Here is a 19,332-nt window from a genome sequence, read left to right as displayed (position 1 = left end):
AAATGAAAATGAAAATGCGTATTTTTAAAGTAATTACAGCGATTGTTGGTGTTGTCGCAATGCTGGTAGTGGCAGGCTGTGGTAGCCCAAATGATAATGATAAAACGGTTGGATTTGTGGTATCAACTTTAGATAATCCGTTTTTCGTTAGCATGAAAAACGGGGCTGAAGAAACCGCCAAAGCAGAAGGGTATAAAGTTGTTACGCTTGACTCACGTAATGATCCGGCAAGAGAATTATCTAATGTTCAAGACTTGATCACAAAAAACATTAAAGTGATTATTATCAATCCAACCGATTCACAAGCCGTTTCTAATGCGGTGAAATATGCCAATAAACATGGTGTTGAAATCATTACTTTGGATCGCACAGCTGATTCAGGCAAGGTATTATCACATATTGAATCAAATAATGTGGCGGGTGGTAAAATGGCAGCGCAATATATGATTGATCGCTTGAATAACAACGGCAAAATTATTGAGCTTCAAGGGATCCCGGGTGCTTCAGCGTCTAAAGAGCGTGGTCAAGGTTTTGATACTAAAATGGCAACATCAGATATCAAAATTGTAGCTAAACAGCCAGCGAATTTTGATCGCACACAAGGCTTGAATGTCACGCAAAACTTATTGCAATCTAACCCTGATATTAATGGTGTTTTCGCGCAAAATGATGAAATGGCATTAGGAGCAATGCGTGCGATTGAAGATGCAGGCAAAAAGCATATTATCCTTATCGGCTTTGATGGCACAAAAGAGGGTATCAACGCCGTTAAGGCTGGTAAAATGGCAGCAACTATTGCTCAACAACCGTATTTAATGGGTGAGCTTGGGATAGAAGCGGCGATTAAATTCTTGCGTGGCGAAAAAGTCAATCCACATATTGTCGTTCCATTGAGACTAGTCACTCAATCTAATGCTTAATCTGCTAGGCATTTAGAGTAAATATTGGTATTCTTATGCCAGTTTTTAGGAATGGAATAAATAAATTAAAGGTAAAACAATGAATGCAAAAATTAGTAATGTTGTTGCAAGACAAATTTTAGACTCACGTGGTAATCCAACCATTGAAGCCGATGTTATTTTAGAATCAGGTGCTTTTGGTCGCGCGGCTGCACCTTCAGGTGCGTCAACGGGTACGAGAGAAGCCCTAGAATTACGCGATGGTGATAAGAAGAACTATCTTGGTAAAAGCGTGCAAAAAGCAGTGAATAATGTCAATAAATCGATTAAAAAAGCGGTTGTTGGCTTAGATGCTTTAGATCAACGTTTGATTGATCAGACGATGATTGATCTTGATGGTACCGAGAATAAAGAAAAGTTGGGTGCTAATGCGATTCTAGCAGTATCTTTAGCATCTGCAAAAGCGGCAGCTTCTCACCTTAGAAAGCCTTTTTATCGTTATTTGATGAACTCTAAAGAGTATATTATGCCGGTGCCGATGATGAATGTCATCAACGGTGGTGAGCATGCTGATAATAATGTTGATATGCAAGAATTTATGATTATGCCGGTGGGCTTTGATAAATTCTCAGATGCACTTCGTTGTGGTGCTGAAATTTTTCACACATTGAAAAAGGTACTAGCAAATGCTGGTTTTAGCGTTGCCGGTGTAGGGGACGAGGGAGGATACGCTCCTAATTTGCCATCAAATGCTGTGGCGATTGAAATGATTTTAAAAGCAATTGAAGAGGCGGGTTACAAAGCCGGTGAAGAGGTTTATATCGCACTAGATCTAGCCAGTAGTGAATTTTACAAAGAGGGTAAATATGTATTGGCATCTGAGAATAAATCACTAAGCTCAGCAGAGTTTGTTGATTATCTAGAAGATTGGGTTAATCGCTATCCGATTATTTCTATTGAAGATGGCATGGCTGAGAATGACTGGGATGGTTGGAAGTTGTTAACTGAGCGTTTAGGCAAAAAAGTACAATTGGTTGGCGATGATTTATTTGTGACTAACAGCAAAATATTGCGTGAAGGAATTGACAAGGGCGTTGCTAATTCGATCTTAGTTAAACTCAATCAAATCGGTACATTAAGTGAGACATTTGAAGCCATGGCAATGGCAGCAGAGGCTGGATACACTTGTGTTATTTCGCATCGCTCAGGTGAGACATCTGATACAACGATTGCTGATTTAGCCGTAGCAACGGGTGCAGGACAAATCAAAACAGGTTCACTATGCCGCTCAGATCGTGTTTCTAAATACAATCAGTTATTACGTATTGAGGAAGATTTGGCAGATAACGCAATTTATCCGGGACTTAAGACATTTAATTTTAGTGACGATGTTGATACTGATGAAACAGCTCGTGAGCAAAGTGCCCAAGCAGATGTGGTTACAGAAACTGAGGCTGCACAAACAAATACAGTTGTTGAAGAGACGATAGTCATTGTTGAAGATCAAAAAACTCATACCACTGAGCTCAAGGAACACATCGTTGAAAAAACGGAAGTTTTAGTAGATGATGCACAGGTTAAAGAGGACAAAGAAATTAAAAAAACTGAGTCGATTGATAGTGGTACGGAAGCAGAAGCCGAGCCAAAAGCATAAGCAAATATCAAAAACCTAAAAAAAATAAAAGTATAATGATCTCACGCTATACCCTGTTTATTACCGTACTATTTATTGGCATTATTGCCTTGCAATACGATTTTTGGTGGAGCAAAACAGGTTTTTTTGCCACGCATGAGCTGGAGGAACAGGTAAGTGTCAAGCAGCAAAAAAATAATGAACTACTAGCGCGTAATATGCATTGGTATGCAGAGATTGTTTCTTTGCGTCAAAATGACTCAGTACTTGAAGGCATGGCACGCGCTAATCTTGGTTTTATAAAAAATGGTGAGATTTTCTATCAAATCGTCACACCGCAGGATAAAAGAGTTTCATTGCAGGAAGATAATTAATGAAAAGAATTCTGGTGATTCCGGCAAGCGGGGTTGGTAGCCGCATGAATCAAGATATTCCTAAACAATATATCAAATTGGATAATGGATTGACGATTCTTGATACGACAATTTTACGCCTATTAAGTGAGCCTTTTTTTGATTTGGTTGTGGTGGCACTTAATTCAAAAGACCGTTACTGGAAAAACTCAATTCATATCAGTAATGCACGTATTAAGATATGCGCTGGTGGCAAAGAACGCAGTGATAGTGTGCGTAATACTTTGATGGCATTAAAAAATGTAGCCAGTGATAACGATTGGGTTTTTGTGCATGATGCAGCAAGGCCTTGTGTGCGTTTAGATGATGTTAGAAGGCTTTATGCAGCTATTCGTGTCGAAAATGCCATAGGTGGCATTTTAGCAACGGCAGCCTGTGATACCGTTAAAGCAATAGATGAGGCGTTTAATATCGTAAAAACGCTCGATAGAACAAAGATTTATCTTGCGCAAACGCCGCAGGTGTTTTGTTATCGCACTTTATTGATGGGATATTATTTTTGCTTGCACAATAATATCGCTGTAACTGATGAAGCATCAGCCGTTGAAGCGCTTGATCATCAGCCTATTGTTATTGATGGCGATAAGCGTAATATTAAAGTCACGACATCAGAAGATCTGGTGCTTGCCAATTATTTTTTGTCGACACTGAGTTGAGTTGAATTATTTTCAATATGCATAGCTCTCTGAGGGAAAGGAATTTCAATATGATGCTCATCAAAACAAAGTTTTGTTTGCTCGGTTAACGCCCACTTTGTTTCTAGAAAATCAGCGCGCTTTGTCCAATAGCGAACCAGCAGATTCACGCTACTATCAGCCAATTCATCAACGCGTATAATAGGTGCCTTGCCTTCTTCTTTAATAATGTTCTCATTATTGTTTACAAGCGTCTGTAGTAATGACTTTGCTTGTTGTAGATCGCTGTTGTAACCAATGCCAATAATAAAATCATTGCGTCTGAATTCGTTGTTAGAAAAATTAGTAATAATACGTGAGGTTACTAAGCTATTAGGCACTTTAACTTGACGTCCATCACTGGTACGCAGTGTGCAAAAGACAAAATTGATTTCTTCAACCGTGCCAGAGGTGCCACCCATGTCGACAAACTCCCCAATTTTAAACGGGCGTGTCGAGACAATCATAATCCCTGAAACAATGATATTAGCAGAAGTTCTAAGTGACATACCAATACCAACAATAAGGGCGGTAATCGCGGCAGTCACTGGGGTAGTGGATATGCCCATTTCACTTAGTGCGATTAAAATGACAAAAATAACCAAAAAGATATGTAATATCTGCATTAAAAACATCGTTACTGCTTTATCTAGCTTGGTTTTAAACAGTAACTTTTGTGTGGTTGAACGAATAATTCGGGCAACAATAAGACCAATAATAAGAATGATTAAAGCAAGAACGATGCTTGGTAAGTGTTCTAAGATAAGGGTTATAATCCATTGAAAGTATTGGTTAATATTTTGTGTGTAAAACTCCATTAATTATGTCCTTTATATAAAGATTAATTGATGAAGTTAAAGTTACAGAAATTAGTAAATAGTGCAAGTAGAAATATAAATTAATGGCACTACCTTAAGAATTAGCTTATAAATATAGGCTTGCAACGAACTTAAACCTATCATCCCTGACAAAAATGGATTGCCGCGCATCCATGCTCGCAATGACACCTTCTGACTCGTCATCCTGAGCTAGGATGGCGTGAGGATCCAATGCGAAGCTGCCATGGATGGTTAGTGACCCTACTAAAGGTAGTGCCATTAAAATATAAATAAGTATAAAAGTAAATAGATGCTTAGTTAACTACTTCATTGATTTGATGGTCACTGGTGATATCTTTTTTATCATGAATGTATTTATTCAAAATGGGGCGTGATAGCCACATGATTGCGGCAATAATCAAGGTAACAATACCGATTTGCGCAAATACACCAGTGTATACATGAAGACTTTCTAGTGTGTTTAAGGTCACGCCAGTCGGTGGCGAGGTCATGTTGCCTACAAAGGCACTTAGAGGACCAGCAAGCATGGATGTTAAGAACCAAATCCCCATAACAAAACCAGACATAGCGCGTGGGCAAAGCTCAGCAACCATCGCAACCCCTAAACCTGAGACTAGTAACTCTCCTGTAGATTGTAAACTGTAGCTCAAGACCATCCACCAAGGTGAAGCAAGACCGGTTTCAGCTGCGGTAAAGCGTGGCAAGTAAAGCACTAAAAAGGCAAGCCCACACAAAGTCATACCAAAGCAAAACTTAGTGACATGTGTGCCTGGCAGTTTTCGATAGATCACGGCCAAAATAGGTGAGGCAATAATGATTACTAGTGGATTTAGCACTTGGTAGGAAGCCGCAGGAATGACCCAGCCAAGGACATTGTTATCTATATTATGCACAGCAAAGAAGGTCAATGAGGTTGGCATTTGAAAATAAAGGACAAAGAAGACAATTCCTTCAAGAATTAATAAAAATGCAATGAGCATACGAATGCGATCAGAGCCTTTTAAGCTCAATGCCGTTTTTAAGAAATATAAAAAACCACCGGCAACCACAATGTAAACGATTGTATAGCAGACTGTTGTATGAGGAAGTAGTTTGCCAAATATAATAACAGCAACAATTGAGGCAACAATAATGGTGATCAAACGACCAAACATCATTGGCTTTGCGCCTGCTTCGGTTGAGATAGAGCCTAAAACTTTATAAAAGACAAAGTAGTTTAAAAGACCGAGCAATAAGCCAAAAGCACTGATCCAAAAGGCGGCTTGCCAACCATAGGCTTGTGCAGCAACCGGGGCAATTAGCATAGAAACGAAAGAGCCTAAATTAATCGCCATATAATATAAAGTCATCGCGCCATCTAAGGCTGGATCGCCTTTTTCATATAGCTTTGAGATAAGTGAAGATGGATTTGCTTTGAATAGTGCATTACCGACGATAATCCCACCAAGCGCATAAAAAATAGTGCCTTTAGTCGACATTGCTAATGCTAAATATGAAATAAATAAAACAATCGCACCAAGAGCAACTGTGCGTTTTGCGCCTAAGTATTTATCACCAACGTAACCACCCACCCAAACAAAGCCATAAACAAAAGCGGAGAAAGAACCAAAAGTATAAATACTTAACTCTTGGCTAAAGCCTAAGTGACTGACAAAGTAAAGTGCTAAAATGGCTTGGGTTGCGTAATAACCAAAACGTTCCCATAATTCAATTCCCCAGATCACCCAAAATGGTTTAGGCAGACCTCTAGAGGCAATAACCTCATTTGACATGTAGTTTCTCCCGTATTTTTAATAACATTTAGAGTCAGAAGTTATATAAAAACGCTAATAATATTGCCATGCATAACAATTAATCATGATGCATAGTAACTCTCTAGGTTATATATGTTTTGACCTCTTCCGCTCTGGAGTTATTTATAAATCCTTTTATCATTAAAATCAACCGAAAATAAGTAAATGACTGTAAATTTACTTCAGTTTGTGATTGATTGATGGCTTTGATACATTTTGTATGGTAACTCTTAGTGTTGCTGTTGTGTTTTTATGTAATTGTATTACTGGAATGGCTATGCTTAAATGACGATGTTGATGATAATTAAAACTAAAACTACAACTAAAACTAAAACTAAAATAAGGAAGTTCAATGGATAAACAATCAAAATTAATACTAAGAAGTGTATTGCTCAGTAGCTTTATGATGACAGCTGCATTTGCTGGTGCCAAAGCATCTAATGAGGTATGTAAAGAGGGTGTGTGCGCATTGCATTTGAAGAATATGTACTTGTCTTATCAGATGCAAGCAGATAAAAATATCAAGTTTACATTAAGTGCCAAGACAACAGGTTGGGTTGCAGTAGGGTTTGGTGCTAATAATACAATGACAGGTGCTGTGATGGTATTGGGATATGTTGATGCTGATGGCAAAGTACAGCTATCACAGGAGTATGGGGTAAAAGGACGTCCACCACACAAGAGTGTTGTATCTTTAGGTGGAGTACCAGAGGTTAAATTAGTTTCAGGTAAAGTAGAGAAAGGGCAGACAACCATTAGCTTCACGTTGCCAATGACGCCATCATCGGCTAAATATAATTATACGTTTACTCAAGGTGAAGATATCCCCATCATTTTGGCTTATGGTAAGAATGGTGTAAAGAATTTCACTAGTTACCATCAGTATCGCACTAGTGCAGAGATAAAGTTGCCAAAATAAGTTAATTCGCCCAAGTATCTCTAAGATTAACAATTTGATTAAAGACGATATTGTTAGCACTATGCTCAACTTTATCCGCACAAAAATAACCTAAGCGATTAAATTGAAAACGTGTTTCAGCTTCAGTTTGTGCTAATGAAGCTTCAAGCTTGGCATCGTTAATAATGACTAAAGAGTGTGGATTTAAGCCTTGCTCTAAATTGTCTAAGGCGGCGGGATTTTCACAGTTGAATAGGCGGTCATATTGTCTGATTTTGGCATTGATGCAATTATTAGCATCCACCCAATGGAGCATCCCTTGTGGTTTGATACCGTCGTTTGGTTTTTTGCCACCTAGCGTTTCTGGTAAATAGCGACATTTTAACTTAGTGATGTGACCTGAGTCATCTTTTTCAAGATCATAGCATTCGATCACATATGCATTTAATAAGCGCGCTCGTCCATTTAAAGAGAGTTTTTTATGCCCCTTTGTTAGTTGTTCCATGAAGTCATCTTGTTCAATATAAATATGCTTTGAAATAGTAATATCTCTGCGTCCAAAATCCGGGTTCTGTGGGTGATTTGGTACATTAAGTACTTCGTTGTTTAGGTCATCGATCTCAACTAATAACGGTCTCAACACGGCATTGCGACGCTCAGCCGTTTTGTTTAGATCATTGCGAATGACCTCTTCAAATAAGCTGTAATCAGTAATCGAATCTTGTTTTGAAATACCTACAAGATCAATCAAACGACGAATGGCAGCAGGTGTCACACCGCGACGGCGTAATCCGCGAATGGTAGGCATTCTCGGGTCATCCCAGCCAGAAACAAGCTTATGCTCAACAAGATATTTTAATTTGCGTTTACTGGTGATGGTGTAGTTTAAATTCAAGCGTGAGAACTCAATTTGCTGTGGTTTATTCTCAAATCCACACTTTTCAACAACCCAGTCGTACAGTGGACGGTGATCTTGAAACTCAAGGGTACACAGTGAGTGAGTGATTTTCTCAATAGCATCAGAGGCAGCATGTGCGAAATCATACATAGGATAAATACACCAAAGCTCGCCAGTATGTGGGTGGGTTACTTTCTTAATGCGATAAAGTGCAGGGTCGCGCATATTTATATTGCCGGCACTCATGTCAATTTTAGCACGTAATGTACAAGTGCCTTCATCAAAGAGACCTTGACGCATTTGTTCAAACTTTTGTAAATTTTCTTCAACACTACGTTGGCGATATGGACTATCTTTACCCGTTTCAGTTAGGGTACCGCGGTGAGCACGCACTTCATCTGCCGTTAAATCACAAACATAAGCATTACCATCTTTAATAAGCCTAACCGCCAGAGCATAGAGTGTTTCAAAATAACCAGAGGCATAGAAAAGATAATCTCCCCAATCAAAGCCAAGCCATTTGACATCTTCTTTGATTGCCGCAACAAATTCTGCTTCTTCATTAGCGGGGTTAGTATCATCAAATCGTAAATGGCAAGGTCCTTTTTGGTAATCTTGTGCCAAACCAAAGTTAAGACAAATCGATTTGGCATGGCCAATATGTAAGTAGCCATTGGGTTCTGGTGGGAAGCGTGTGATTACCTTGCCATGCGTTTTATTGTCAGCAAGATCTGTATCAATAATATTACGTATAAAATTGGTCTTGTGTGCAGTTTCAGACATTATTTACTCGAGTTTATTTTTAGTTAACCGCGCTATTGTAAAGTGCTTTATCAGTGAGCTCAATAGCAAGCTTAGTAAAGCGAATAAAATTTTGATAAAGTTGGTTAGAGTGGGTTGTTCATTTATCTTTGGCATATTATTATATTTATGTACAAAACAATGGAGAATTTACAAAAATGCTACTTGACCAGTTGAAAAAATGCGGAATTAATGAAACAAAAGAAATGTTTCACAATATTTCTTATGAAGCCTTGTATGATCACGAAACGTCAGCAACTGCTCAAGGGTATGAAAAAGGTGTTGAAACGGCCACTGGTGCTGTTGCTGTAGATACTGGTAAATATACCGGACGTTCACCAAAAGATAAGTTTATCGTTGAAACGGCTGAGGCTAAGAAAAATGTTTGGTGGGCAAAAGATGGCTCAGACAATAAGCCATTGTCTATTGAAAGCTGGCAGCATTTAAAATCATTAGCAACAACACAGCTTAATGATAAGAAACTTTATGTGATGGATGGCTTTTGTGGTGCGAACCCTGAAACACGATTATCTGTGCGCTTGGTGACTGAGGTTGCATGGATGGCACACTTCTTTAAAAATATGTTTATTCGTCCAACGGCAGATGAGCTTAAAAACTTCACCCCAGATTGGACGATTTTAAATGCGTGTAAAACAAAATGTGAAGATTATCAAAAATGGGGTTTAAATTCAGAGACTTTTGTTGCATTTAATATTGCTGAGCGTATGACGTTAATCGGTGGTACATGGTATGGTGGTGAGATCAAAAAAGGTATTTTTTCGATGATGAATTACTTCTTACCATTGCAAGAAATTGGTTCCTTCCATTGTTCTGCAAATGTCGGTAAGGCGGGCGACTCAGCCTTATTCTTTGGGTTATCAGGCACAGGTAAAACAACGCTTTCAGCTGATCCAAAACGTGAGCTTATCGGTGATGATGAGCATGGTTGGGATCATGATGGTATCTTCAACTTAGAAGGAGGGTGCTATGCTAAAACTATTAATCTATCTAAAGAAAATGAGCCAGATATTTATCATGCGATTCGTCGTGATGCATTACTTGAAAATGTGGTTTTAAACGATGATAAAACCATTGATTTTGCATCAAATGCTAAAACTGAAAACACGCGTGTTTCGTATCCAATCTATCATATTGATAATATTGTTAAGCCAGTATCTAAAGCCGGACACCCAACTAAAATCATTTTCTTAACCTGTGATGCTTATGGTGTGCTACCTCCTGTGTCAAAGCTATCGATTGAGCAAGCAATGTATCAGTTCTTATCCGGTTATACAGCAAAAGTTGCGGGTACTGAGCTAGGTGTCAAAGAGCCAACAGCGGTATTCTCGTCATGTTTTGGGCAGCCGTTTTTATTGCTCCACCCAACAAAGTATGCTGAAATTCTAGGTAAGAAAATGCTTGAGCATGGCGCCAGTGCCTATTTGGTTAATACCGGCTGGACCGGTGGTGGTTATGGTAAAGGGCATCGCATTTCAATCAAAGATACACGTGGAATCATTGACGCGGTACTTGATGGTTCGATTGATCATGCGCCATTGCACAAAGATGAAGTATTTGGTTTTGAGATTCCACAAGCTTTGCATGATGTAGACAGTAACATTTTAAATCCACGCAACACGTGGACAGATAAAGCAGCTTATGATGCTCAATATCAACAGCTTGCTGAGATGTTTGTCAATAACTTCAAGAAATTTACCAATAATGACTTAGGCAAAAAGTATGAGCAATACGGCCCAAAGTCTGACGCCTTGGTTTAATTTTGACTTAAATCAGGGAACAAATAGAATAAAACCCCATGGGCGTGAGCCCGTGGGGTTTTATTTAATATCCACTGGATCAACATCGATCGTAATTTTCACTTTCTTACGCGCAAGCTTAATGTCGTTACTCACGGCATTTAATAACTGTTGCAGCTGTTTGCGTGTGCTTGCTGTCAACATCAACATAAAGCGATAATGTCCGGCTTGTTTGATATTAATTGCGGGTAATACATGCGAAATTTGACATTGTAATTTCGTTAGTTCATTAGAGTTTACAAGTGCATGATTTAGTTGCTGTAATGCGTGCGTGCAAGTTTGTGTCTTGCTTGCTTGGGCGTAAATATATGCCTGATAGGAAAAAGGCGGATAGTTGAGAAGCTTACGTGTTTCAAGGCTATGCTCTAAGAACTTCTTATAATCAGCCTGTAGAATCAGTTGCAATATAGGATTATCTGGTTGATAGGTTTGAATATAAACATCCCCAGATTTACTGCCTCGTCCTGTTCTACCTGCGACTTGAATAATCAATTGTGCTGTTTTCTCAACGGCATGAAAATCCTGGCTATAGAAGCCAGCATCGGCATTGATAATGCCGACAAGGCTGACATTTTGAAAGTCATGACCTTTGGCAATCATCTGTGTGCCAACGATAATATCAATATGTTGTGATTTGATGTCATTAAGCACATTTTCAAGGAAGCCTTTTTTCTGCGTTGAGCTGCGATCTAAGCGCGCGATATGAGCAGTTGGGAATAGCAGAGTTAATTCATCTTCTAGTTTTTCAGTACCCTGCCCAATGTCAGATAAATTGTGTGATTGGCAATTAGGGCATTGCAGAATAATCTCACGCGCTTTGCCACAAAAATGGCATGCCAGATGCTGAGGTTTAGTGTGTAAAGTATATGGCTTTTCACATTGATTACAGTTGGCACACCAACCGCAATCTTGGCAGATTAAGCTATGGGCAAAACCGCGACGATTGATAAATAATAGCACTTGTTCATCGTTAGCAATCGTTTGTTTGATTTTATCAATCAAAATGGGGCTTAAGCCTGCTTGTGTTTTACTTTTCTGTAGGTTAATAATATATACTTGATTATTGACTTGATTCAATGCACGATTTTTTAAGGTTAATAAATGATATTTGCCACTTAACGCATGATAGTAACTTTCTAAAGATGGCGTGCCACTGCCTAGGATAATTGGAATATTATATTTTTGCGCTTTGACAATCGCGATATCACGTGCATGATAGGTAGGTATGTTTTGTTGCTTGTAGGAGGCATCATGCTCCTCATCAACGATAATCATGCCAAGATTTGGGGTATCAAATAAAAGACCAGAGCGTGTCGCGATGATAATATTAATCTCAGCATTTTGCACTTTAACAAATAGCTCAAAGCGTGCTTGATCAGTCAGCTGCGAATGAATGGCAGCAATAGGCTCGTTGAAGTTTTGTTCAAAGCGCATCAATGTTTGTGGGGTGAGGTTGATTTCAGGCACTAACATCAATACTTGTTTACCGCTTAGAATCACGGGCTTAATCGCTTCAATATAAATTTCCGTTTTGCCACTTCCAGTGACGCCAAAAAGCAAAAAGGTTTTAAAGTGATGAAGATGCTTAAGAACAGCATCAACAGCGCTTTGTTGTGCAGTGTTAAGTGTGCGTGGTGTTATTGCTGTTGTGGCGTGAGCTTTTGGAAGGAGCCTATGCTTTGATTGTGTGATGATATTTTTGTTGATGAGCGATCTAATCGTTGCCAACGTTATCTCATGACTGATAAAGGTATCATGTGAGACACTGTCATGTTCACGTAATAGTGCCAATGCCTTGTGCTGTTTATGCGCATTCTTAGCAGGTTTAAAATCATTACTATCTGCATTGTTTAGTGTGTAAATGATTTGCTTGGTGCATTCTGGCTGTTCTTTTTGTAAATAGTGTTTTGGTAGTGATAACCTTAAGCTTTGATACAAGGTACATTGATAGTAATTAGCAAGCCACCTAATAAGATCAATAGCTTGTGTTGATAACAGTGGCTTATTATCAAGGGTTTTAATGATCGGTTTAAGCTTCTCCTTGGGCAAACTCACTTTGGGATTGATTTCACTAATCACACCAATCACCTTTCGAGTGCCAAGTGGCACGATGACACGCGTAAAAGGTATTGCTATTGCTGGCAAAGGGTACAGGTAATCAAGCCCCTCCGTAAAGGGACCATGCACTAGAACACGAACAATTGTCATATGTCATAAATCTTATTTTTTAATCATATGATTAGCAAACATAGCAACAAGGGTGATTAAAGCTCCAATGCTTAATACATAAGCAGGTGCTAGTAAGTTACCACTGACTTTAATTGCGCTAATAACAATGGTTGGTGTTAAGCCACCAAAAACAGCAAAGCCTAAGTTGTAAGCAAAGCCAATACCACTGTAACGCACATCTTGTTTGAAAGCATCAATAAGCATTGAGGGGATATTACCCCAACATAACGCACAAACAATCGCACTGACGATGATGGCAATAAAGTAAATATCTTGATTCTGTGTGTAGATGTGATAAATGAAAAAACTGCTAATTATAGTGATAATAGTGGTCAGTAATAGAATCAATTGACGATTGATCTTATCTGCAAAAAATCCAACGATAATGCACAAAATCGACAGAATGATCACCCCTAAGCTATTAATCCAGACAAAGTTTTTTAAGTGTAAGTTTAAGATGGTGCCAAAGTATGCTGGAAGTAATAAGAATAATGTCACAAAGCATAATGCACCAAATGAAACAATAATTGTGGTGTAGACTAAGTTCCAACCATGGGTGTGCAAGACTTTGGTAATTGGCAAAGTGTATTCTTTTTGGATAAAGGGTTGAAAGTCCTCAATATCCATTAACTGTTTACGTAGATAATAAGCAATAAAGCCAAAGATACCTCCTAAAATAAAGGGTATACGCCAAACATGCATAAGCATTTGCTCATGGCTAAAAAACTGCAACAATAGTGCTTCAACGATAAAACCAATGGCAACACCAGAAATTAAAAAGCAAAAAACAAAGCCAGTCATAAAGGCCTTTTTATCAGGTGCTGATTCACTGACATAGGTAATAGCTCCTGGGATTTCTCCTCCAACAGAGAAGCCTTGTGCAATACGGCAAATGACTAATAAAGTCGGGGCTAACATACCAACGCTTTGATAAGTCGGCAAAACACCAATGATAAATGTTGATAATGCCATTACCAAAATTGAAATGGTAAAGGTTTTCTTGCGCCCATATTTATCGCCAAAATGTCCAAAAATAATGCCGCCAAATGGGCGTGCAAAATAACCAACAGCATAAGCGCTAAAAGCAATTAAAAGTGAGTTAATTGCCGAGTGTGTCGGAAAGAAAAGCTGTGATATATAGCCAGCAAGTAGTGCGTAGATGATAAAATCATAAAATTCAAGCATGCCACCTAAGCTTGATAATAATAGAATTTTACGTTGATTTTTGTTAAGCATAGATTATTAAAGATCCATATTGAATGCTAAGGTTGTAATATTCTATCAATGAAAATTTTACGTAGCTAGTTATATTATTTTTATATTAAAAATTCGATAATTTATATGACAATCTGGATTAATGAGAGCCCCTCCAAAATTAGTAGCTTAGATCTGCTAAGGTCAACATCTATTGCAATGGATTGCATGCATCCTGTGGCAAAGACATTGCCATTATGATAGGGGGTTCGATAATCTAGCTTGTTAGAATGCCGATCTACAAGGAGTTAATAAAAAATCCGGAGTTTTCAGTAATTTATGCATTGAATTATTTTGCTATACTTAACCAATTGATAATTTAAGTTGCGAGAATCTAATGATGAAAAGGATCATCCACTTAACTGATACCCATTTAGGCTATGAAAACCTATCCTCAGTTATGCGTGATTTAGTCACACGTATTATCTTTACCAAGGAGAAGGCGAGTGATTATATTATTGTTATCACGGGTGATATCGTTGAAGATGCAACAAAGGATGGTGCTTATGATGAGGCATTAGCGCAAATTAATCGCTTAAAACGCGCCGGATTTCATGTGCTTGTTATTCCGGGCAATCATGACTATGGCACAGGCTCCATTGGTTATAGTGGTTATGTTGCCGCATTCAAACAGGCTTTTTATGGCAGTATTGATGTGCAGTATCCGATTAAAACGATGATTGATAATATTGCTTTTTTGGGACTGGACTCAATGGCAGAGGAGATTCATTGGTATGATCGATTGTTTGCTGAAGGGCAGTTGGGTGAAGCTCAATTACAGCGTTTGGATGGTTACTTAAGTCATGATGTGGATATTAAAAATGCAGAGTATCGTGTGATCTATCTGCATCATCATCCCTTTTCACCACGACCATTCCATCATTTAAAAGATTCAGATGATTTAGGCAAGATATTAAAAGTGCATAAAATTGATATGCTGTTATTTGGGCATAATCACGATGGTTTAGTATGGAGTGGTAAGTGGGGTATTCCTAGAGTGTATGATGGTGGGACATCGACTGGCAAACAAGGTAAGCCTTCACCACATCGCGTGATAGATTTATCAAAACATCCGGCATTTGATTATGATGCAAAATTCTAGTTAATCACAGGTGTGTAATTCCAGTTATTTATGGTCAACGAACAATGTTTTGCGTATAGTATCTGCCATTGATCAGGACCAATAAAAATCAAAAAAACAATATGAAAATTGCAATTATGGGGGCAATGCCCGAAGAAATTACGCCAATTCTTGCTGAATTAGACACTTATGAAACCAAAGAGTATGCTAATAATACCTATTATCTAGGGCACTATTATGGACATGAGCTAATTATCGCCTATAGCAAAATCGGTAAGGTGTTTTCAACATTGACCGCAACCGTGATGATAGAGCATTTTGCTGCAGAAGTTTTGCTCTTTTCTGGCGTTGCTGGTGGCGGCTCGGCGGATGTGCAAGTGGGGGATATTGTCGTTGCTACACAAACGGTACAACATGATATTGATATCACTGCATTTGGTCGTCAAAAGGGCGAAATTCCGGGTAGCAAAGTATTTATCGAAACCTGCCCGAGTTTAACATCAAAGCTAAAAGAAGCGGCAAATACGCATGGCATTGCTTTAAAAGAAGGTGTTATTGCGACGGGGGATCAGTTTATTCATAGCAAAGAAACTAAAGAGATGATTGTGAAGCACTTCAATGCACAAGCCATTGAAATGGAGGGCGCGAGTGTTAATCTAGTGTGTCATGAATTTAATGTGCCTTGCGTGATATTGCGTGCTATCTCAGATACAGCCGATGGTCAGGCAGTGGAAGACTTCCCGCAATTTGTTGAAGAAGCAGCCAAGCAATCAGCAACACTTATTTTATCGTTGGTAAGATTATTATAAGACAAATGTATAAAGTGAGAATAATCAGATTTTAGGGCGTATTCAATACCCCCCTACGGTAAATACATTCATCGTAAATCATTTTGCAGCATTTGATTGTATTCTGGTTTGTGATGAGCATTCAATTAAATAAAAGAATAAAAGAATAAAAGAATAAAAGAATAAAAGGAAAAAACAATGCGTCCAAGTCAACGTCAAACGAATGAAATGAGAAAATTAACGGTAATTCATCAATTTACCAAACATGCGGAAGGCTCAGTGTTAGTATCTTTTGGAGATACCAAAGTATTATGTAATGCCTCGGTATTGAAAGAAGTCCCTAAGTTTTTAAAAGATGCTAATCAAGGTTGGTTAACGGCTGAATATGGTATGCTGCCACGTTCAACGCACTCAAGAATGGATAGAGAGGCGGCAAGAGGTAAACAATCAGGTCGAACGCAAGAAATCCAGCGTTTAATCGGTCGTGCTTTGCGTGCTGCAGTGAACTTAAATGAGTTTCCAAGAATTACAATAAAAGTAGATTGTGATGTCTTGCAAGCCGATGGAGGCACAAGAACGGCTGCGATTACTGGAGCGAGCCTTGCGATTGAAGATGCGGTGAAATATATGCAAGCAAATGGTTTAGTCAAAGAAGATGCCAAGCCGATTCAAGCACATGTTGCGGCTATCTCAGTTGGTGTTTATAAAGAAACACCAGTACTTGATTTAGATTATGCTGAGGATTCAGATGCTGATACGGATATGAATATTGTGATGACACATGATGGTGGCATTATTGAGATTCAGGGAACAGCTGAAGGCAAACCTTTCTCAGAAGATGATTTTGCACAAATGCTTGCTTTGGGTAAAAAAGGGATTAATGAAATTTTCAAGCAAACGCGTAATTTACCGTAGGGGCGTGTTGCATACGCCAAAAAATATGCAAAACCCGTAGGGGCGTATTGAATACGCCCTAAAAAACATTGGAGTAAAAACCATGATTCGCTTAAGCCCTTTATTACAGGCTTTTCTAAGTGTTGAGAAAAACAAAACGGTACATGCTGCCGCTGACGCCTTGTTTTTAACGCAAACTGCAGTTACACAAAGAATAAAGCAGCTTGAAGAGAAGCTTGGCGCATCGCTTTTTATTCGTTCACGAAAGGGGATGCAATTGACCGAAGAAGGGCAAATACTGCTTAGGTATTGTCATGATATGCAAAATTTAGAAAACAGCTATTTGCATAGCTTAAATATGAGCGACAGTAATCATATTATTGCCTTAAAACTTGTATCTTCCTCGACATTAATGAAAACACGGATTGTGAAAGTAGTGACCGCGATTGCTAAGTTATACCCGCAATTAAGGCTGCATTTACAAATTCAAGATATTGAAGCGCGACATGAGTTGTTGAAAACAGGGCAAGTTGATCTGGCGATTGTTAATAATCAACAAGTTTCAAAAGAGATGTGTACAAAAGAGTTATCTCCAGAGCGTTATGTTTTTATCGTGCCTAAGGCGTGGACAAAACGCGCAATTAAAGACGTTGTTCTTAATGAAAATATTATTGATTTTGATGGTAGTGATGATATTACGTTTTCCTATTTGGCAAAGTATGACTTATTGCAGTTTGCACGCAAAGATCGACACTTTATCAACTCCCCTGACCAATTAGCGCAATTGGTTGGCTTTGAGCTTGGTTATACGGTCGTTACAGAGCAGTTTTTTGAGCAGTATTGTGATCAGACTAAAGTAGCCATTCTTAACGATAATTGGTTTTATGATCATGAGATTTCACTGTGTTGGTATGACCGTGGTGTATTGCCAAGTTACTTTAAAGCATTAATTGATGCAATTAATTAGACCGTCTCCTGAGCGAGGTTGAAGTGGAAAGGCAGCAGATGGCTTCGACTAACGTTCAGCCAACATGTGCAAATATAGCTTAGAATCCTGACTCTTTCACCCAAAGTATAAGGACTTGTTGCCATAAACGTGCGGCAAGTGACTTTCGCTCAATATCAATAAATACCTTGCCTCTGACAACATGTGGTAATTTATAAGGAAGTGGAGAATTAAGGCTTAATAAAATTAAAAAAACATTCTCCTGCGGTGTGAGCTTCCCTTCTTTATTAGGATTAACGGCAATACTACCACCAAAATTTGACGCGTGATATGCACTTAATGGAGCGGCTTCATGGATATAGCTTAAGTTTGCTTTGTTTTCATTCTGACTTTTGAAAACACTTGATTGTGAGCTCACAATATATTTAATCTCCACGGGTATTTTAGCAAGATCAATATTCTCAGGGACAAAATAACCTTTTTGATTAAGCTTTAATTGATCTTGATCATCCGCCGTTGTATAAGCGCGTAGTTGCAAATTTTGATTATTGACAATCAGCATTAATGCTTGCTTTGCTTTAAGCCAGGCATCGGGCTGCAAATCTTCAGACAACGATTCAACAATACCATCAAAAGGCGCGATAAACCTTAACTTGTCTTGTTGCTTTTGTAGTTGAGTTAATTGGGTTTTAGTGTGATTAATTTGTGTTTGCAGTACTTGCTGTTGATCCAATTTGGTTTGAAAATGGACGCTATTTCTTTGCTGCCAAATCAGTTGTTTAAGTTTCTCATTGGCTTGTGCAATCTGAAAATCAAGTTGATCAGATGTTAGTTGTGCTAAGAGCTGTCCTTTTTTAACATAATCTCCTTTTTTGATGTCAACAGAGATAACACGTGCTGCAATCTCGGTATAAAGTGGTTTGGTTTGATAAGACAAAGTTGCTGGCAATGAAACTTGTGACTGCCATGGAATAAAAAATAAACCAATTAGAATCAAGAGAATAATCGATAAAATTAAGGTATTTTTATTAAGTGATATATTAGCTTTCATACTCCACCAGATTTTTAGTTCGCGATAAATGGGGTGTAAAATAAAGTAAACAATTTCAATGACAAATAAGATAATGCCTAACGCCTTAAAAAATAAGTAATAGACCATGATCGCTATCCCTAAGAACAGGACAAAGCGATAGATCCAAGTCAATATAGCATAAGTAATCAAAACACGTTGACGTGCTTTAGAAAACTGCTCGGGTGCAGGCGCGTTAAGCCCAAATAATATTTCACGCAATTTCCATTTAGTCAGTGCAAAGGCGCGTGTTTGCAAATTACGCATACTTAAAATATCAGAAAGTACATGGTAGCCATCAAAGCGCAAAAAGGGGCTGATGTTAATAACTGAAGTTACGCACTTTTGATGTTTGAATTTAAGAAATACGACCACAGATTATGAGTGAAATAAATAAAACTGATGA

16 protein-coding genes and 1 pseudogene are annotated in these 19,332 nt (G+C 38.4%); 10 read left to right on the top strand and 7 right to left on the bottom strand.

The features are described 5' to 3' along the window. The first annotated feature begins 2 nt into the window (after nucleotides 1–2). The 4 genes and pseudogenes from rbsB (at nucleotide 3) to ispD (ending at nucleotide 3,601) form a co-directional block, all read left to right on the top strand. Nucleotides 3–920, top strand: coding sequence for a ribose ABC transporter substrate-binding protein RbsB (gene rbsB, locus ACTS4L_RS05865; protein WP_440616300.1), 918 nt, complete (start codon nucleotides 3–5; stop codon nucleotides 918–920). Nucleotides 921–999: 79 nt separating this feature from the next. Beyond that, nucleotides 1,000–2,382 (top strand): annotated as a pseudogene (gene eno, locus ACTS4L_RS05860) (phosphopyruvate hydratase); the annotation flags it as partial. Nucleotides 2,383–2,588: 206 nt separating this feature from the next. Beyond that, nucleotides 2,589–2,906 carry a septum formation initiator family protein gene (locus ACTS4L_RS05855; RefSeq protein ID WP_440616299.1) on the top strand — a complete coding sequence of 106 codons (318 nt, stop codon included), beginning with the start codon at nucleotides 2,589–2,591 and terminating at the stop codon, nucleotides 2,904–2,906. Next, nucleotides 2,906–3,601, top strand: a complete 696-nt coding sequence (gene ispD / locus ACTS4L_RS05850) for a 2-C-methyl-D-erythritol 4-phosphate cytidylyltransferase (protein ID WP_440616297.1) — start codon at nucleotides 2,906–2,908, stop codon at nucleotides 3,599–3,601. Before ACTS4L_RS05855 ends, ispD begins: the two co-directional genes overlap by 1 nt. Here the strand turns inward: ispD and ACTS4L_RS05845 are convergent. The 3 genes from ACTS4L_RS05845 to ACTS4L_RS05835 all read right to left on the bottom strand — a co-directional run bounded on the left by ACTS4L_RS05845 (nucleotide 3,577) and on the right by ACTS4L_RS05835 (nucleotide 6,230). Then, nucleotides 3,577–4,437, bottom strand: coding sequence for a mechanosensitive ion channel family protein (locus tag ACTS4L_RS05845; protein ID WP_440616296.1), 861 nt, complete (start codon nucleotides 4,435–4,437; stop codon nucleotides 3,577–3,579). The two genes, ispD and ACTS4L_RS05845, sit on opposite strands and share 25 nt — an antisense overlap. 106 nt (nucleotides 4,438–4,543) lie before the next feature. Further along, complete coding sequence (locus ACTS4L_RS05840; RefSeq protein ID WP_440651810.1) at nucleotides 4,544–4,717, bottom strand: hypothetical protein; 174 nt, start codon at nucleotides 4,715–4,717, stop codon at nucleotides 4,544–4,546. Between the two features lie 34 nt (nucleotides 4,718–4,751). Next, nucleotides 4,752–6,230: an oligopeptide:H+ symporter gene (locus ACTS4L_RS05835; RefSeq protein WP_440616295.1), complete on the bottom strand. Its 1,479-nt coding sequence runs from the start codon at nucleotides 6,228–6,230 to the stop codon at nucleotides 4,752–4,754. 373 nt (nucleotides 6,231–6,603) lie between these two features. Here ACTS4L_RS05835 and ACTS4L_RS05830 point away from each other — a divergent pair, with 373 nt between their 5' ends. After that, complete coding sequence (locus ACTS4L_RS05830; RefSeq protein ID WP_440616294.1) at nucleotides 6,604–7,170, top strand: DOMON domain-containing protein; 567 nt, start codon at nucleotides 6,604–6,606, stop codon at nucleotides 7,168–7,170. A gap of 1 nt (nucleotide 7,171) precedes the next feature. On the opposite strand, the gene ACTS4L_RS05825 is transcribed toward ACTS4L_RS05830, so the two are convergent. Further along, nucleotides 7,172–8,833: a glutamine--tRNA ligase/YqeY domain fusion protein gene (locus ACTS4L_RS05825; RefSeq protein ID WP_440616348.1), complete on the bottom strand. Its 1,662-nt coding sequence runs from the start codon at nucleotides 8,831–8,833 to the stop codon at nucleotides 7,172–7,174. Nucleotides 8,834–9,006: 173 nt separating this feature from the next. Between ACTS4L_RS05825 and pckA the strand changes: the two genes are divergently transcribed. Further along, on the top strand, nucleotides 9,007–10,626 hold the full coding sequence (gene pckA, locus ACTS4L_RS05820) for a phosphoenolpyruvate carboxykinase (ATP) (RefSeq protein WP_440616292.1): 1,620 nt from the start codon (nucleotides 9,007–9,009) through the stop codon (nucleotides 10,624–10,626). A 60-nt stretch (nucleotides 10,627–10,686) separates the two neighbouring features. On the opposite strand, the gene ACTS4L_RS05815 is transcribed toward pckA, so the two are convergent. Together ACTS4L_RS05815 and ACTS4L_RS05810 are read right to left on the bottom strand one after the other, a co-directional pair. Further along, entirely contained in the window at nucleotides 10,687–12,873 is a 2,187-nt protein-coding gene (locus ACTS4L_RS05815; RefSeq protein WP_440616291.1) for a primosomal protein N', read from the bottom strand. A 12-nt stretch (nucleotides 12,874–12,885) separates the two neighbouring features. Continuing rightward, nucleotides 12,886–14,130: an MFS transporter gene (locus ACTS4L_RS05810; protein ID WP_440616289.1), complete on the bottom strand. Its 1,245-nt coding sequence runs from the start codon at nucleotides 14,128–14,130 to the stop codon at nucleotides 12,886–12,888. 355 nt (nucleotides 14,131–14,485) lie between these two features. On the opposite strand from ACTS4L_RS05810, the gene ACTS4L_RS05805 reads away from it, so the two are divergent. The 4 genes from ACTS4L_RS05805 to ACTS4L_RS05790 all read left to right on the top strand — a co-directional run bounded on the left by ACTS4L_RS05805 (nucleotide 14,486) and on the right by ACTS4L_RS05790 (nucleotide 17,878). Continuing rightward, nucleotides 14,486–15,250, top strand: a complete 765-nt coding sequence (locus tag ACTS4L_RS05805) for a metallophosphoesterase family protein (protein WP_440651808.1) — start codon at nucleotides 14,486–14,488, stop codon at nucleotides 15,248–15,250. Between the two features lie 101 nt (nucleotides 15,251–15,351). Continuing rightward, nucleotides 15,352–16,038, top strand: coding sequence for a 5'-methylthioadenosine/adenosylhomocysteine nucleosidase (locus tag ACTS4L_RS05800; protein ID WP_440616286.1), 687 nt, complete (start codon nucleotides 15,352–15,354; stop codon nucleotides 16,036–16,038). Between the two features lie 177 nt (nucleotides 16,039–16,215). Beyond that, on the top strand, nucleotides 16,216–16,932 hold the full coding sequence (rph, locus tag ACTS4L_RS05795; RefSeq protein ID WP_440616285.1) for a ribonuclease PH: 717 nt from the start codon (nucleotides 16,216–16,218) through the stop codon (nucleotides 16,930–16,932). An 82-nt stretch (nucleotides 16,933–17,014) separates the two neighbouring features. Beyond that, nucleotides 17,015–17,878 (top strand): LysR family transcriptional regulator, encoded by an 864-nt coding sequence (locus ACTS4L_RS05790; protein ID WP_440616283.1) that lies wholly within the window; start codon nucleotides 17,015–17,017, stop codon nucleotides 17,876–17,878. A 79-nt stretch (nucleotides 17,879–17,957) separates the two neighbouring features. Here ACTS4L_RS05790 and ACTS4L_RS05785 read toward each other — a convergent pair whose 3' ends face one another. Beyond that, complete coding sequence (locus ACTS4L_RS05785) at nucleotides 17,958–19,193, bottom strand: HlyD family efflux transporter periplasmic adaptor subunit (RefSeq protein ID WP_440651806.1); 1,236 nt, start codon at nucleotides 19,191–19,193, stop codon at nucleotides 17,958–17,960. Nucleotides 19,194–19,332 lie beyond the last annotated feature (139 nt).

The sequence above is a fragment of the Cysteiniphilum sp. 19S12-1 genome, assembly GCF_052030685.1.
Lineage (GTDB): Bacteria > Pseudomonadota > Gammaproteobacteria > Francisellales > Francisellaceae > Caedibacter.
Note: the sequence above shows the minus strand (reverse complement) of the source record. Positions and strands in the feature narration are given on the sequence as shown.

Bases quoted from the DNA above. Each gene is read 5' to 3' on its own strand.
- rbsB (WP_440616300.1), top strand. From the start codon at position 3: ATGAAAATGAAAATGCGTATTTTTAAAGTAATTACAGCGATTGTTGGT.
- ACTS4L_RS05855 (WP_440616299.1), top strand. From the start codon at position 2,589: ATGATCTCACGCTATACCCTGTTTATTACCGTACTATTTATTGGCATT.
- ispD (WP_440616297.1), top strand. From the start codon at position 2,906: ATGAAAAGAATTCTGGTGATTCCGGCAAGCGGGGTTGGTAGCCGCATG.
- ACTS4L_RS05845 (WP_440616296.1), bottom strand. From the start codon at position 4,437: ATGGAGTTTTACACACAAAATATTAACCAATACTTTCAATGGATTATA.
- ACTS4L_RS05840 (WP_440651810.1), bottom strand. From the start codon at position 4,717: ATGGCACTACCTTTAGTAGGGTCACTAACCATCCATGGCAGCTTCGCA.
- ACTS4L_RS05835 (WP_440616295.1), bottom strand. From the start codon at position 6,230: ATGTCAAATGAGGTTATTGCCTCTAGAGGTCTGCCTAAACCATTTTGG.
- ACTS4L_RS05830 (WP_440616294.1), top strand. From the start codon at position 6,604: ATGGATAAACAATCAAAATTAATACTAAGAAGTGTATTGCTCAGTAGC.
- pckA (WP_440616292.1), top strand. From the start codon at position 9,007: ATGCTACTTGACCAGTTGAAAAAATGCGGAATTAATGAAACAAAAGAA.
- ACTS4L_RS05815 (WP_440616291.1), bottom strand. From the start codon at position 12,873: ATGACAATTGTTCGTGTTCTAGTGCATGGTCCCTTTACGGAGGGGCTT.
- ACTS4L_RS05810 (WP_440616289.1), bottom strand. From the start codon at position 14,130: ATGCTTAACAAAAATCAACGTAAAATTCTATTATTATCAAGCTTAGGT.
- ACTS4L_RS05805 (WP_440651808.1), top strand. From the start codon at position 14,486: ATGATGAAAAGGATCATCCACTTAACTGATACCCATTTAGGCTATGAA.
- ACTS4L_RS05800 (WP_440616286.1), top strand. From the start codon at position 15,352: ATGAAAATTGCAATTATGGGGGCAATGCCCGAAGAAATTACGCCAATT.
- rph (WP_440616285.1), top strand. From the start codon at position 16,216: ATGCGTCCAAGTCAACGTCAAACGAATGAAATGAGAAAATTAACGGTA.
- ACTS4L_RS05790 (WP_440616283.1), top strand. From the start codon at position 17,015: ATGATTCGCTTAAGCCCTTTATTACAGGCTTTTCTAAGTGTTGAGAAA.
- ACTS4L_RS05785 (WP_440651806.1), bottom strand. From the start codon at position 19,193: ATGCGTAATTTGCAAACACGCGCCTTTGCACTGACTAAATGGAAATTG.